12 protein-coding genes and 1 pseudogene are annotated in these 14950 nt (G+C 66.6%); 1 reads left to right on the top strand and 12 read right to left on the bottom strand.

Going from position 1 to position 14950, the window contains the following annotated elements; all coding sequences use genetic code 11:
- The 11 genes and pseudogenes from AUL32_RS10360 to AUL32_RS10310 all read right to left on the bottom strand — a co-directional run.
- Window positions 1-257 (bottom strand): annotated as a pseudogene (locus tag AUL32_RS10360) (cyanase); the annotation flags it as partial.
- Between the two features lie 10 nt (window positions 258-267).
- Entirely contained in the window at window positions 268-621 is a 354-nt protein-coding gene (nirD, locus tag AUL32_RS10355) for a nitrite reductase small subunit NirD (protein WP_062114525.1), read from the bottom strand.
- Window positions 618-3074: a nitrite reductase large subunit NirB gene (gene nirB, locus AUL32_RS10350; RefSeq protein WP_062114523.1), complete on the bottom strand. Its 2457-nt coding sequence runs from the start codon at window positions 3072-3074 to the stop codon at window positions 618-620. Before nirB ends, nirD begins: the two co-directional genes overlap by 4 nt.
- 53 nt (window positions 3075-3127) lie before the next feature.
- A complete protein-coding gene (locus tag AUL32_RS10345; protein WP_062114520.1) occupies window positions 3128-3928 on the bottom strand; it encodes an ABC transporter ATP-binding protein in 801 nt (266 codons plus the stop codon).
- 32 nt (window positions 3929-3960) lie between these two features.
- On the bottom strand, window positions 3961-4875 hold the full coding sequence (gene ntrB / locus AUL32_RS10340; RefSeq protein ID WP_082639094.1) for a nitrate ABC transporter permease: 915 nt from the start codon (window positions 4873-4875) through the stop codon (window positions 3961-3963).
- A 38-nt stretch (window positions 4876-4913) separates the two neighbouring features.
- Complete coding sequence (locus tag AUL32_RS10335) at window positions 4914-6224, bottom strand: CmpA/NrtA family ABC transporter substrate-binding protein (protein ID WP_062114517.1); 1311 nt, start codon at window positions 6222-6224, stop codon at window positions 4914-4916.
- Between the two features lie 497 nt (window positions 6225-6721).
- Window positions 6722-7936 (bottom strand): CmpA/NrtA family ABC transporter substrate-binding protein, encoded by a 1215-nt coding sequence (locus tag AUL32_RS10330; RefSeq protein ID WP_062114512.1) that lies wholly within the window; start codon window positions 7934-7936, stop codon window positions 6722-6724.
- A complete protein-coding gene (locus AUL32_RS10325; protein ID WP_062114509.1) occupies window positions 7933-8535 on the bottom strand; it encodes an ANTAR domain-containing response regulator in 603 nt (200 codons plus the stop codon). Before AUL32_RS10325 ends, AUL32_RS10330 begins: the two co-directional genes overlap by 4 nt.
- A 233-nt stretch (window positions 8536-8768) precedes the next feature.
- Complete coding sequence (locus tag AUL32_RS10320) at window positions 8769-9197, bottom strand: GlcG/HbpS family heme-binding protein (RefSeq protein ID WP_061972782.1); 429 nt, start codon at window positions 9195-9197, stop codon at window positions 8769-8771.
- 114 nt (window positions 9198-9311) lie between these two features.
- Window positions 9312-9566, bottom strand: a complete 255-nt coding sequence (locus tag AUL32_RS10315) for a DUF2798 domain-containing protein (RefSeq protein ID WP_062114507.1) — start codon at window positions 9564-9566, stop codon at window positions 9312-9314.
- A 288-nt stretch (window positions 9567-9854) separates the two neighbouring features.
- Window positions 9855-11114 carry an Hsp70 family protein gene (locus tag AUL32_RS10310; protein ID WP_062114504.1) on the bottom strand — a complete coding sequence of 420 codons (1260 nt, stop codon included), beginning with the start codon at window positions 11112-11114 and terminating at the stop codon, window positions 9855-9857.
- A 229-nt stretch (window positions 11115-11343) separates the two neighbouring features.
- On the opposite strand from AUL32_RS10310, the gene AUL32_RS26250 reads away from it, so the two are divergent.
- Window positions 11344-13785 carry a calcium-binding protein gene (locus AUL32_RS26250; RefSeq protein WP_082659505.1) on the top strand — a complete coding sequence of 814 codons (2442 nt, stop codon included), beginning with the start codon at window positions 11344-11346 and terminating at the stop codon, window positions 13783-13785.
- 65 nt (window positions 13786-13850) lie between these two features.
- Here the strand turns inward: AUL32_RS26250 and AUL32_RS10300 are convergent, their stop codons facing one another.
- A complete protein-coding gene (locus tag AUL32_RS10300) occupies window positions 13851-14921 on the bottom strand; it encodes a catalase family protein (protein ID WP_062114497.1) in 1071 nt (356 codons plus the stop codon).
- Window positions 14922-14950 lie beyond the last annotated feature (29 nt).

Below are 14950 nucleotides of genomic sequence, written 5' to 3'. Positions count from 1 at the left end.
ATGCAGGGGTCGGTCGGGACGCTGCGGTCCCAGACCTTGGTCGGATATTCCGCCAGCACCACCGCCGCTTCCTGCGGCAGGCCGAGATGGCGGGTCAGGAGATCGGCCTTGTCGCGCGGCAGGGCGTTCATCCCGAGGCAGGCCGAGGTGACGAAGACCTCGCTCATGCCGATGCCCTCGGCGATCTCGGCCCAACTGAGACCCGCGCCGCGCTTCTTTTCGTAGATCATCTCCGTCACGTCGCTTTTCGAGAGCATGGCCCGCCTCCTATTCCGCCGCCTGCGCGAAGATTGCCGTCTCGATCAGGAGCTCCAGCGCGCCCGTCGCGCCGACCACCCGAACCGGAAAGGTCCGCACTTGCCCCTCGTCCGGCCCCTGGACGAGGCCGGTGTCGAGCGCGATCACCTGGTTGTGCAGCGGGCAGGTCACGGCGCCGCCATGCACGATGCCCTGGCTGAGCGGCCCGCCCTTGTGCGGGCAGCGGTCCTCAGTGGCGAAGACGCGGTCGTCCATCGTGCGGAACACGGCGATGCGCCCCAGCGGAGAGGTGACGCAGCGCGCGCCGCGCCGGGGAATGTCGTCCAGGCGGCCGATCGCCACCCATTGTGAAACAGGGCTCATTCTGCGGCCTCGCGGAAGGGAGCGATGTCGGCCATGGGCTTGAACTCGTGGGCGGCGACGCCCTTGCTCGCGCGGTCGGCCCAGGGGTCGACCTGCGAAAACTGCTGCGAGAAGACGAAGCGCTCGAAATAGGCCTGGCGCTTGTCGAGATCGTCGACGATCGCGGCCTTGATCGACTCCATGCCGACGCGCTTCAGCCACTTGTAGATGCGCTCGAGATAGTGGCCCTGCTCGCGATAGAGCTGGGTGAGGGCGGCGATCACCACCACCGCCTCGTCCTCCGTATCGACATGGCAGAGAACCTGCGTGCCGTGGATGTCGAGCCCGGCGGCGCCGGCGAAATGGATGTCGAACCCCGAATCCACGCAGATGACGCCGATGTCCTTGCAGGTCGCCTCCGCGCAGTTGCGCGGGCAGCCGGAGACGGCGAGCTTCAGCTTGGCCGGGGTCCAGGAGCCCCACATGAACTTCTCCAACCGGATGCCGAGCCCGGTGGAATCCTGCGTGCCGAAGCGGCACCAGTCGGAGCCGACGCAGGTCTTCACAGTGCGCAGGCCCTTGGCATAGGCCGCGCCGGAGACCATGCCGGCGGCGTTGAGATCGGCCCAGACGGCGGGCAGGTCCTCCTTCTTGACGCCCAGCATGTCGATGCGCTGCCCGCCGGTGCATTTCACGGCCGGAATGGCGAACTTGTCCACGACATCCGCGATGGCGCGCAGCTCGGCTGCCGAGGTCATGCCGCCCCACATGCGCGGCACGACGGAATAGGTGCCGTCCTTCTGGATGTTGGCGTGGACGCGCTCGTTGATGAAGCGGCTTTGCTTGTCGTCCTGATACTCGCCCGGCCAGTCGGCCAGGAGATAGTAGTTCAGCGCCGGGCGGCACTTGGCGCAGCCGCAGGAGGTCTTCCACTCCAGCTCTTGCATCACGGCCGGGATGCTCTTCAGCTCCTTGGCTTTGATAAGCCGGCGAACCTCGCCATGGCCGAGATCGGTGCAGCCGCACATGGGCTTGACCGCCTTGGCGTTGAACGCGCTCCCGAGCGTCAGGCTCATCAGCTGCTCGACGAGGCCGGTGCAGCTGCCGCAGGAGGCCGAAGCCTTGGTGTGGGCGCGCACGTCGTCGAGGCTGGTCAGGCCCTTGGTGGTGATGGCCGAGGTGATCTTGCCCTTGCAGACGCCGTTGCAGCCGCAGATCTCTGCGTCATCGCCCAAGGCTGCAACGGCCGCCATAGGGTCCAGCGGGGACCCTCCGCCATAGCTCTGGCCGAAGATGAGCGTGTCGCGCATCTCCGTGATGTCGGAGCCCTTCTTCATGAGGTCCGCGAACCAGCCGCCGTCCGCCGTCTCGCCATAGAGCACGGCGCCGAGGATCTTGTTGTCCTGCAGGACGAGGCGCTTGTAGACACCGGCCGAGGCGTCGCGCAGCACGATCTCCTCCCGGTCCGGCGCGTCCGCGAAGTCGCCGACGGAATAGAGATTGATGCCGGTGACCTTCAGCTTGGTCGGCGTGTCGGAATGTCGGAAGCCTGGGGCGGGCTGGCCGGCGAGCCGGCGCGCGGCGATCTCGGCCATCTGGTAGAGCGGGGCAACGAGCCCGTATACGCGCCCGTCCAGCTCGACGCATTCCCCGAGCGCCGAGATGCTTTCGTCGGAGGTGAGCAGTTGATCGTCCACATGGATGCCGCGCCCGACCGCGAGGCCCGCGTCCTTGGCCAGCTGCGCGGAGGGGCGGATGCCGACCGCCATGACCACCAGCGTCGCGGGAATGACGCGGCCGTCCTTGAGCTTCACACCCTCGACCTTGCCGTCACCCAGAATGGAATCGGTGTTGGCCGAGGTGATGACCTCGATGCCGCGCTTTTCCAGCGCGCGCTGGAGGAGGAAGCCCGCGGCTGGGTCGAGCTGTCGCTCCATCAGCGTCGGCATGAGATGGAGAACCGTGACCTCCAGCCCCTGCGCCCGCAGGCCCGCCGCAGCTTCCAGGCCGAGCAGGCCGCCGCCGATCACCACGGCCTTGGCGCGCGATTGCGCCGCGAGGATCATCGCTTCCACATCGTCGAGATCGCGATAGGCGAGAACGCCGGGCAGATCGTGGCCCGGCACCGGCGGGATGAAGGGCGTCGACCCGGTGGCGATGACGAGATGGTCGTAAGTCTCGGTCACGCCGTGGTCGGAGGTGACGGTCTTCGCCGCGCGGTCGATGGCGACGATGCGGTGGCCCTTGTAGAGCGTGACGCCGTGCTGGATGTACCAGCCGTCGCCATGGATCACGATGTCCTCGAACTGCTTCTCGCCCGAAAGAACCGGCGAGAGCATGATGCGGTCGTAGTTGACGCGCGGCTCGGCGTTGAAGATCGTCACCTCGTAGGCGCCGGGCGCGGCCTCGAACAGGTGTTCCAGCATCCGGCCGGGCGCCATGCCATTGCCGACGACGACGAGTTTCTGGGGCATCGGGTGGGTCCTTGGAAGAGAACGGCGGGCGCGTCAGGCGGCGTCGAGAAGCGTCAGGCGGCTTCGACGAAGCGGTTGCGCTCGTAGAGGAATTTCAGAACCGCCTGGCGGCACTTGAGATAGACCGGGTCGGTGGCGAGCTTGATGCGGTCGCGCGGCCGGGCAAGCGGCACGTCGAGAATCTCGCCGATCCGCGCCGAAGGGCCGTTGGTCAGCATCACGATCCGGTCCGACAGGAGCACGGCCTCGTCCACGTCATGGGTGATCATCATCACCGTGGTGGCGAGATCGGTCTGGATCTGCATGACCTGGTCCTGCAGATGGGCGCGGGTGAGGGCGTCCAGCGCGCCGAAGGGCTCGTCGAGGAGCAGGATCTTGGGCTCCATGGCGAGCGCGCGGGCAATGCCGACGCGCTGCTTCATGCCACCCGAAATCTCGGACGGGCGCTTGTCCTTGGCGTGGCCCATATGGACCAGCTCCAGATTGCGCATGACCCATTCGCGGCGCTCGGCCGCCGACTTCGTGCGCGAGAAGACCTTGTCCACGGCGAGCGCCACGTTCTCGTAGACGGTGAGCCAGGGCAGGAGCGAGTGGTTTTGGAACACGACGCCCCGATCCGGCCCCGGCTGATCCACCACCTTGTCCTCCAGAAGGACGACGCCGGTGGTCGCCTGGGTGAGGCCCGCCACGATGTTCAGAAGTGTGGACTTGCCGCAGCCGGAATGGCCGATGATCGAGATGTACTCGCCCTTGGAAACGCTGAGGTCGATGCCCTTGAGGACTTGGGTCGTCGCATGGCCCCGCTTGAAGGTCATGTCGACGCCTTCGATGGACAGGAACGGTTTTGTGGTCATGGCAGGTTCGCTCCGAATCTGGGGTAAGGGCGTCAGGCGGCCGACGTGCCGCGGGTGACGAGGCGGCCGACCAGGGCCACGATCCGGTCGAGCACGAAGCCGACCACGCCGACATAGGCGAGCGCGACGATGATGTCGGAGATCAGCGAGGAGTTCCAAGCGTCCCAGATGAAAAAGCCGATGCCGACGCCGCCGATCAGCATCTCGGCCGCCACGATGGCGAGCCAGGACAGGCCGACGCCGATGCGAAGCCCGGTGAAGATGTAGGGGGCGGCGGCCGGCAGCATGATCTTGGCGAAGAACTCGAAGCCGTTCAGCCGAAGCACGGCGGCGACGTTGCGATAGTCGGCCGGAATGTTGCGGATGCCGACGGCGGTATTGATGATGATCGGCCAGACGGCAGTGATGAAGATCACGAAGATCGCGGCGGGCTGGCCGTTCTGGAAGGCGGCGAGCGAGAGCGGCAGCCACGCGAGCGGCGGCACGGTGCGCAGCACCTGGAAGATCGGGTCGAGGCCGCGCATGGCAAGCGTCGACTGGCCGACCAGCACGCCGAGCGAAATGCCGACCACGACCGCGATGGCATAGCCCATGGCGACGCGCTGCAGGCTCGCCCAGATCTGCCAGCCGAGGCCGACATCGGTTCCGCCATTGACGTAGAACGGATGGACGATCAGCTCCCAGCTGGTGGAGAGCACTTGGCTCGGCGGCGGCAGCGCCGCGCCGGGGCCGGAGCAGGCCAGTTCCCAGAGCCCGAGCAGCACGGCCAGCGTCACCAGAAAGGGCAGCGTCGCGGCGGCGAAGTCCCGCAGGCGCTCGCCGATCGCGGCGGTGAAGGGCGCGCGCCGGCGCGGAAGGGCCACGATTTGTGCCGGGGCGGCAACTGGCGCGACAGCGGCGGAGGGCGCGACCTTCGCGGCCGGGAGCTTGGAAACGGTCTGGAACATGGAAGCCTCACGCCGGAGAGAAGAGAAGACGGGATCGCTCAGGCGACGCGCTTGATCGAAAGGCTGTCGAGATAGGCAGACGGGTTGGCCGGATCGAAGCTCTTGCCGTCGAAGAAGGTCTCGACGCCGCGCGAGGTGCCTTCCGGCATGTCGGAGGCGGCGACGCCAAGCTCCTTGGCGGCGGCGCGCCAGATGTCCTCGCGATTTACCGCCTCGACCATGGCCTTGGTGTCGGCGCCCATGGGGAGATAGCCCCAGCGCTGGTCCTCGGTCAGGAACCAGAGGTCGTGGCTCTTGAACGGGTAGGAGGCGTGGTCGCGCCAGAACTTCATGATATGGGGCGAGTTCTCGACCACCGGCCGGCCGTTGCCATAGTCGTATTCGCCCGACAGGCGCTTCACGATGTCCTTGGCCGGCACGTTGAACCAGGCACGCTTGGCGACGATCTCGGCCAGTTCCTTCTTGTTCTCCATCTTGTCGCACCATTGCTGGGCTTCCAGTACGGCCATGGTCAACGCCTTGGCGCTGTTGGGGTTGGCGGCGACCCAGTCGGCGCGCATGGCCAGCGACTTCTCGGGATGGTTGGCCCAGAGCTCGCCCGTGTTGAGCGCGGTGTAGCCGATCTTCTGGCCGACCATCTGCTCGTGCCAGGGCTCGCCGACGCAGAAGGCGTCCATCGTGTTGACCTTGAGGTTCGCCACCATCTGCGGCGGCGGCACGACGATGGTCTCGACGTCACTGTTCGGGTCGATGCCGGCGCTCGCCAGCCAGTAGCGCATCCAGAGGTCGTGCGTGCCGCCGGGAAAGGTGACGGCGACCTTGGAGGGGGTGCCGGCGGCCTTCTTCTTGGCGAAGGTCTCGCGCAGCACGCCGGCGTCGAGCCCGACCTTCAGGTCGGCGAAGGCGTTGGCGACGGAAATGCCCTGCGCGTCGAGATTGAGCCGCGCCAGGATCTGCATCGGCAGCGGCGCGCCTTGCGTGATCTTTCCCGCGCTCATGAGATAGGGCATGGGCGTCAGGATATGGGCGCCGTCGATGCCCGAGCCCGCCGAGCCGAGCACGAGATTGTCGCGCGTCGTGCCCCAGGAGGATTGTTTCACCACCTCGACGCCGGTCATGCCGTGCTTGTCGAACAGGCCCTTTTCCTTGGCGACGATCAGCGGCGCGGCGTCGGTCAGCGCGATGAAGCCGAGGATCGCCTTGGAGGTCTCGGGCCCGGCACTCTGCGCGAAGGCGCCCGCCGGAAAGCTCGCACCGATGGCCGAGAAGAGCGCCGCCGTGCCCGCGCTGGCCATCGTGCCTTGCAGGAAGCGACGCCGGCTGAGACCAATCTTCGAAATATCGGACATGCGGTTCCTCTTGTCGTCGGGCGGGCGTCGGGAAGCGGGGAGGGAAAAACGAAAAAACGCCGCCGTCCTGAAAGCTCTTCCGAGGTCGGTCGGAAGGAGGCTTTAGAACGCGCGACGTCGATGTCTTCGCGGATACTTCGCTGGGGAAGTGTCAGGCGGCCCGTCGTCCTTGGCGGGCACGGTTTGTATTGAAGCGAAAAATCAGCGCTTTGGAAAGGCCAAATGTGCGGCAATGCAGCATGTGCAAATAATGGGCAAACGCTGAGGAAAGCCCGATTTTACAAGCGTTTTAAACTGCTCTTCCCCTTGCGTGCGGTTTGGGCAAGATGCGTCAATTGCAGGCAGGAGCATGAGCGCGGCGTGCCGAGGCGTGGGCCATGGTCTCGACCGCGCGAGCCACGGCGGCAAGGTGCGTTGGCAGCGAATGTCTAGCAGACTGGGAGGATCGTTGGCGAAACCCGGCTTGCTTGCCCGCGCCTCGACACGGCGGACACCGACTACTCGCTGCTCGGTGCGCCGTCGGTTGTGACGCCCGGCCGGCGCACGGCAAAGCTCTCGACATAGGGGCCGATCGCATCGGGCGTCAGGGCGGGCTCAGTGCCGGGCGCTTGCGGGTCGGCTGCGGGGCCGAACACGGCGTCGAACAGGTCGGGCCGGAAGGCGCCGGCGGCGCGGCGGGCAAGAGGCTCGCCCAGCGGCACCTGCGCCCAGCGCACCATCTGGCTGTAGACCCAGAGCGCTTGCGCCTGACGCGGCCGGTTGGCGGCCGGGCCGTGGAAGGTGAGATAGTTGGGAATGGCGCGGCGCGTGCCGTCCGGGCTGACCGCGAGGTCGCCGGACAGGATCGCTTCCAGCGAGCCGGCCTCGGCGCCCAAATGCTCCGGCCGCGCCAGGATCGCGGCCAGCTCCGCCCGGTTCTCCGGCGCGTCGCACCAGAGCGCGGCGCGCACCAGCGCGCGCAGGAGGGCGGCGCCCGTCTCGAAATTTTCCGCCCACCAGTCGGGCCGCACGCCCAGCACCTTTTCGGGCGAGGAGGGGGAGATGTCGGCCTTCACGGCGACGATGCGCCCGACGCCCGCTTCCACCGCCGCGACGTTCCACGGCGCGTTGACGCAGAACCCGTCGATCGCGCCCGAGCGCAGCGCGTCCACCGTCAGCGGCGGTGGCACGACGGTCATCGTCACGTCGCGGTCGGGGTCGATGCCGGCCTCGGCCATCCAGAAGCGGAACTCGTAATTGTGCGAGGAGAAGGGATAGGTCATCGCGAAGACGAGCGGCGAAAGGCCTGCCTTCGCGCGCTGTCGCACCAGCCGGGCCAGCGCCTGCCCGTGGGCGGCCGGCTCGTCGCGATAGGTCTCGCCCGCCGCCTCCCGCATCGCCTCGAACAGGGGCAGCGACAGGGTCACCGCATTGCCGCCGAGCCCGAGAGAGAAGGGGGCAATCACGGGATAGGGGTTGGACCCAAGGCCCAGCTGCGAGGCCACCGCCATCGGCCCCAGCATATGGGCCGCGTCGAACTGGCGAAAGGCGAGCCGGTCCCGGATGTTGGACCAGGAGACCTCGCGCACCAGCACCAGTTCCACGCCTTCCGCCCGGTCGAGCCCAAGGGCGGCGGCGGCGATCGGCACGGCGGCGTCCACCAGCGGAATGAAGCCGAGGCGCACTTTCGTATGGGAGGACAGCAAGGCGGGGGATGGCAGGGCCGAACTCATCGCTTCACCTCGCCGCCCAGAAGATCGGCCGCCGTCACGATGCTGCGGGCGATCTCCACCAGCTTCTTCTTCTCGTTCATCGCCGTCTGGCGCAGCAGCCTGTAGCTCTCGTCCTCGCTTAATGCCCGCCGTTGCATGAGAATGCCCTTGGCCTTTTCCACCACCTTGCGGTCGGCGAGCTCCGAGCGCGCGTCGTGCAACTCGCGCTCCAGCCGGGAATAGGCGTGGAAGCGCAGGACGGCCATGTCGAGAATGGCCTTCACACGCTCCTTCTTCAGCCCGTCCACGACATAGGCCGAAACGCCGGCCGAGATCGCCGCCTCCATGGACTCCGCGTCGGAGCGGTCCACGAACATGGCGATTGGCCGCTGCACCGTGCGGGAGACCTGGAAGAACTGCTCCAGCCGGTCGCGATTGGGGTTTTCGAGATCCACCACGATCACGTCGGGCCGGAACTGCTCGATTTCGCGCACCAGACCGTTCATGGCGGTGACCACATGCACGCGAGCATGTCCAGCCTCGCGCAGCCCATCCTCGATGATGGCAGCCCGCGCCCGGTTTTCGTCGACGATCAGAACGGCAAGGGCGCTGGGCTCCATATGCCCATCTTCACAGCAAGCCGAGGAATGAGGCAAGGGCCGAAATGCTGCGGCGCGGCGAAATCGCCGCGCCCGTTGAGAGTCGAGTAGGGCAGGGAACTCTGCCCGTTCACAAGGCGCGAAGCATGAAGGGTGCGAGGGCGCATGGCTCCAGCGTTCGCGGCGACGGGACGGACGAAAGCATCGGCGAGCCGACCCCGGCCGGCTCGCCCAGATTCCCAATTGTAGAAACGTCAGCCCTTGTCGGCGGTGAGGCCGGCGGCCTCGATGCCGGCGACGGCGGCCGTCTCGTCATTGTCGGACGTGTCGCCGGTGATGCCGACCGCGCCGATCACCGCGCCATCGCGGCGGATCAGAACGCCGCCCGGCACCGGCACGAGCGAGCCGCCGGCGAGCGCGTTCATCGACTGGATGAAATAGGGCTGCTCCTCGGCGCGCTTCCACAGGGCGCGCGAGCCCATGCCCATCTGCACCGCGCCATTGGCCTTGCCGATGGCGATCTCGGGGCGCATGCGCGCGGCGCCGTCCTGCCGCTCCAGCGCGACCAGCGCGCCGCCGGCGTCGAGCACCGCGACGGTCAGCGGCTTCAGCTTCAGCTCGGCGCCCTTGGCAAGCGCGGCGGCGATGATGGTGCGGGCGGTGTCGAGGGTCAGCGTCGTCATGGAACAGGCGTCTCCTTGCGATGGGGAGCCCCGTCCTACCGCGCGGGCTCTTCGACCGCAAACCGCGCGCTTGCCCGTGGGCGAATGGGAGCGCGCGGGGCGCTCCCGTTCGTGTCAGCCGCGCGGCGCCGGCATCTCCACCAGAAGGCCGGCGAGGCGCCGCACCATCGGCATCACGACGAGCAGCGTCGGAAAGGCGACGAACCAGGACAGGCCCCAGCCTTTCGCCCATTGCGCGGGCAATTCGCTGGACAGGCCGAGCGCCCGCGCGGTGGAGATGGCCGACACGACCCCGCACATCATCAGCGAGAGAAGAAAGGGAACCACGAACGCGCCATAGCGCGGCGGAAGCTTGCGAAAAGCAGGCATGACAACACTCCGTCGGGCGACCCCGGCAAGGGGCGGCCCAGATGCGCGTTGACTGACGTTAACGCTTACGGAGCGACAGAGGCACGCCGGCTTTTTCTCATGCGGCTTCGAGCCGCGTCAAGGCTCGAGCACCGCGCCGGGCCTTCGAGCGCCTATCGAAATTTCGCGGGCGGGAGTCGGCCGTTTCGTCTCGCCGTGGACTTTTCGCAAACCTTGGCTCTGCGCCCTCGCATCGCCCCGACCGAAACCTCTCGACCATCCGCTGGCCAAAGGGTTTGTCAGGTCGTCTCAGCCGAAGCGGCGCGCCGCGTCGATGCCGAGCCCGAGGCCGACCGAGCCGAAGGCGTCGGAATGGGCGATGCGCGCGCCGGGAAAGCGCTGCGTGGCCGCCTGCTGCACGGCGGGCACCTGCGCGCCGCCCCCCGTCAGGATCACCGTGTCCACCGCTTCCGGCCCGACGCCGCCGAGCTTGAGCGCCTCCGTAATGGAGCGCTCGATCTTGGCGACGAGCTCGGCGGTCGCCGCCTCGAACTCGCCCCGCGTCGCCTCGGTCTCCAGCGACAGGCCCGGCTCGGTGAAGCTGATGCGGGTCGACTCCGCGTCGCTGAGGGCGATCTTGGCGCGCTCCACAGCGCCTGCGAGGCGATGGCCGGAGCGATGCGTCAGCATGTGCTCCATGCGGGCGAGCTTCTCCGGCTCGCCCGCTTCCTTGCGCAGCGCGCGGATGTCGGACAGGATCTTGGGCGTATAAAGCGTGTTGATCCGGTGCCAGGTCGCCATGTCGTTGAAATACCAGACCGGCATCAGGCGCTTGCCGTCCGCCGTCGAGGAGCCGAGGCCCAGCAGCGGCTGCATCTTGGCGGTGTTCAGGAGCCGGTCGAAATCCGTGCCGCCGACATGGACGCCGGTCGTGCCGAGAATGTCGTCGGCCCGCTCCGTCGAGCGGGCGCGCTCGGGCGACAGGCGCAGAAGCGAGAAGTCCGACGTGCCGCCGCCGATATCCACCACCAGCGCCAGTTGCTCGGCATTGATCGTGCTTTCGAAATAGAGCGCGGCGGCGACCGGCTCGAACTGGAACTCGATGTGGCGAAAGCCTTGCGCGCGCGCCGCCGCCTCGAGCTGGCCCTGCGCGGTCGCGTCGGCCTCGTCGCTCTCGTCCACGAAGCGCACGGGGCGGCCGAGCACGATGCTGTCGGCCTCGCCGCCGGTCTCCTGCTCGAGCTTCTGGCGCAGATGCCGGAGGAACCGCCCGATCAGGTCCTCGAAGGTCATGCGCTCGCGCCCGACCTGCGTCGTCTCCTTCATCAAGGAGGAGCCGAGAATGCTTTTCAGCGCGCGCATGAAGCGCCCCTCGGCCCCGTCGACATATTCGAACACGGCCTGGCGCCCGAAATAGGTGTGCCCGTCCTCCAGGCTGAAGAACAGGGCGGAGGGGATCGTCAGGTTCTCGCCTTCCACCGGCAGAAGCCGCGGCGCCCCGCCCGGCGCGCAGAGCGACAGGGTGGAGTTGGTGGTGCCGAAGTCGAGGCCGGGAAAGAAGCGGGACATGGGCGGCTCGCAAAACAGAAGCCCCGAGTGCCGCGAAACGGCGCGCCGGGGCTCGGGCAGCAGGGCGGCCCGTCTATCCCATTGCGCCGCACAAGGAAAGGGTAGGGGACGTCGTTCAGCGACGCCGATCCGAGCGCGTTGGCTGTCACGGCATCGTGAAACGCACTTCTTCTGATGTGTGGATGATGACTTTTATCTTCTGTGAGTTGTGCCTTATGCGGGTTCGCGAATGGGAACGACAACCAACATGCCGTTCGATGGCGTGAAGAGCGAAGAAATCCGAAAGACGCAGGCGATGAACGACGATATCTTTATATTTGGCACGTCGGGATCGGACACGATCCACGGAGGAGCAGGACACGACCTGTTGGTGGGCTTGACAGGCGCCGACCATCTTTCGGGCGGATTGGGCAACGACACCCTACAAGGTGGCCCCGGCGAAGACACGCTCTTTGGGGGAGCCGGCGAAGATGTCTTGAATGGAAATCAAGACGACGACTTTCTAGACGGTGGAAACGGCGCCGATCTCTTGGCCGGCGACAATGGCAATGACACCCTGGTGGGAGGAGCAGATACGGATACGCTGATCGGCGGATCGGGCGCTGACAGCTTGTCGGGCGGTGCGGCAATCGATCAGTTCGAGATGGACAATATCGCGAACCTGAACGGCGACCGGATCACGGACTACGAGAGCGGCGAGAAAATCTCGTTCTCCTATTACAGCTACGAGAACACGGATCCAACAACTGGACTTGTGCGCCTGCCCGACCTGCGACTGGTGACGTTGGGCTCGGACAGCCGGATCGAGATCGACGCCAACCGCGACGGCGTGTTCGAAAGCGCCGTGACGCTGGAGGGCGTGACGGGCGGCACGTTGGTCGCGACCGACGGTGGACCTAGCCGGCTCGACCTGCGGGTGGTGTTTGCAGCGCCAGCCCAGGCGACGAGCGACAACGACGTTTTGTTCGGGACATCGGGATCGGACACGATCGACGGCAGAGCGGGCAATGACGAGGTTCTGGGTCTGGCGGGAGCCGACAACCTTGCTGGCGGTGCGGGCAGCGACACGCTGCGCGGCGGCGAGGGCAACGACACGCTGGACGGCGGCACGGGCTCTTACGACTACGACTATCTCTACGGCGGGGACGGCAACGACACGTTGCGCCTGAACAACGCCGGCCAGGCTTATGGTGACGCGGGCGACGACGTTCTGGACGCGCGCGGCATCGTGGCGAGCGGCGGCTACGCGGCTTCGGTCATCATGATGGGCGGCACGGGCAACGACAAGCTCTACGGCGGCGCCGGCACGGACACGCTCTATGGCGACGAAGGCAACGACACGCTGAGTGGCGGGGCGGGCGCCGACACGCTCCATGGCGGCGCGGGGGCCGATAGTCTGACAGGCGGGTCGGGGAACGACGTGTTCGAGCTGGGCTACCTGTCGAACGGCAGCGACCTGAACGGCGACCGGATCACGGACTATGAGAGCGGCGAGAAGATCTCGTTCTCCTATTACAGCTACGAGAACACGGATCCAACAACTGGACTTGTGCGCCTGCCCGACCTGCGACTGGTGACGTTGGGCTCGGACAGCCGGATCGAGATCGATGCCAACCGCGACGGCGTGTTCGAAAGCGCCGTGACACTGGAAGGCGTGACGGGCGGCACGTTGGTCGCGACCGACGGTGGACCTAGCCGGCTCGACCTGCGGGTTACGGATGTCGTTCGCGGCGGCGGCAAGATCCTGGTGGGCACGGAGGGTAACGACACTCTCACCGCCACCACGTCCGATGGTTGGGTGCTGAAAGGTCTGGAAGGCAACGACTCGCTGACCGGCGGCGCCGGCAATGATCGGCTGGAGGGTGGCGCCGGCAACGATCGCCTGGAAGGCAAGGGCGGCGCGGACACGATGATCGGTGGCCTCGGCAACGACGACTACATCGTCGATTCCGTGCAGGACGTCGTGATCGAGGCCGCTGGCGAGGGCACGCGCGACCGCATCATGACCTCCGTCGACTACAAGCTGCCCGAGAATGTCGAGCACATCCAGATCGTCAACAAAGGCAATATCGCGATCACCGGCAACAGCCTCAACAACTATATGGGCGGCCATGCCGGAAACAACGTGCTGGACGGCGGCTCAGGCGCCGACACGATGGACGGCGGAGCGGGCAACGACGTTTATTATGTCGACGACCTCCGCGACAAGGTCATCGAGCAGGCCGGAGGCGGAAACGATCTCGTCTTCTCGTCGGTGAGCTACACGCTCGGCGATCATGTCGAGGATCTTCAGCTTAGCGGCTTCAACGATATCGGCGGCTCGGGCAACGCTCTCGGCAACCGAATCATCGGCAATAGCGGAGCCAACGTCCTCGACGGCGGAGCGGGACGCGACGTTCTGATGGGCGGAATGGGGAACGACACGTTCCGTTTCAGCGCCGGCGAGGCGGATGGCGACTGGGTTCTGGATTTCCAGCGCCCCATGCCGGGCTGGTCGAACTTCGGCGACAAGCTCGTCTTCGTCGGTTACGGCCGCGACGCGCGTTTCTCGCAAGTCGGCCAAAGCGATATCTATGTCGTCAGCGATGCGGACGGGATGGTGCGCGATGAAATCCGCATTCTCGGAAATTACGGCCTGACCAGTCAGGACGCGACCTTCGTTGATCTCTGATCGATCGTTTAACGGCGCGGAGCCAGGCTCCGCGCCGTTGAATGGTTCGTGGAGGGCGCTTCGTCTCAGGCCGGCTCGTGGATCGGGCAGCGGTTGAAGCGGGCGCGGAACTCGGAGGAGTGCTGGTAGGCCGAGCGGCGCGCGCGGTTGATGTTGCCGAGCGGCTGGTGGGCGGCAAGGCCGGTCCAGATGCTGAAGCGCATTTCCTCGTCCACGGCCTGAACGCGCGCGGCGTCCCAGCTATCCTGCGGCTCGGCGGTGATGGTCGCGACGGTCTGGAAGGGCGCCTCGTCCTCCTTCCACTCGACGGTCGGGTCCTCCACCGGCTGCTTCTCCAGGTCGCGGCAGAGCTGTACGCGGAACTCCCAGACGCCCATGCGCTCGCTCATCTCGGCCTGCACGGTCTCGCGAATGGCATTGGGCCGGTCGCTGGCGTCGATCTCCTTGCTTTCCAGTTCGGTGAGATCGGGCGAAACAGGCACGACGCTGAACTTGGCGATATAGGGTCCGTAGCGGAACGGCGTGACGCTGAAATACGTCTGGCCGAGCGGATCGACATTGGGCGCGCCGCCCAGCGACTGGATCTTCGAGCTTTCGATGCCGACGCTCTCCAGCGCCTTGTTGACGCCGCGCAGCACCGAGGACATGACCGTCTTGGTGCCTTCCAGCCGGTCGGTCGTCTTGGCCAGCATCTTGAGATTGCCGAGGAACTGGTCGGCCGTCTTGGTCTGGAACACCGGCCCGTTGACCATGACGAAGTCCTGCGTCGAGCCTTCGGCGCCGGGCAGGCGCTCTCCCTCGACATTCAGCACCTTCAGCGCCAGGCCGCGCGGCAGCGAGATGGCGTCGGGCAGGATGTCGCCGGCATTGGTGGACAGACGCAGGTAGACCTTGTGCTGCCCCGGCTTGGAGAAAAGCCCCTGCGCCAGTTCCGGCGGCAGGTCGTCGTGCACGCGCAGCGTGCCTTCCAGAATGCCATGCGCCTTGGCATGGACCGAGCGCACGGCATGGCCGTAATCCTCGGCCGTGGTCTCCAAGATCGTGTCGAACGTTTCGTTCAGGCTGGCCTCTGTTTCCTTCTCGTCCGGGCGAATGTCCTCGACCGAGGGGGAATAGCGAACGGGAGCGGATGTCATGTTGTCAGAGCCTTTCCAAACTCCATCGG

Source organism: Aureimonas sp. AU40 (assembly GCF_001463785.1).
GTDB lineage: Bacteria > Pseudomonadota > Alphaproteobacteria > Rhizobiales > Rhizobiaceae > Aureimonas.
The sequence above is the reverse complement of the archived record's forward strand: the minus strand, read 5'-3'. Positions and strand labels throughout refer to the sequence as shown.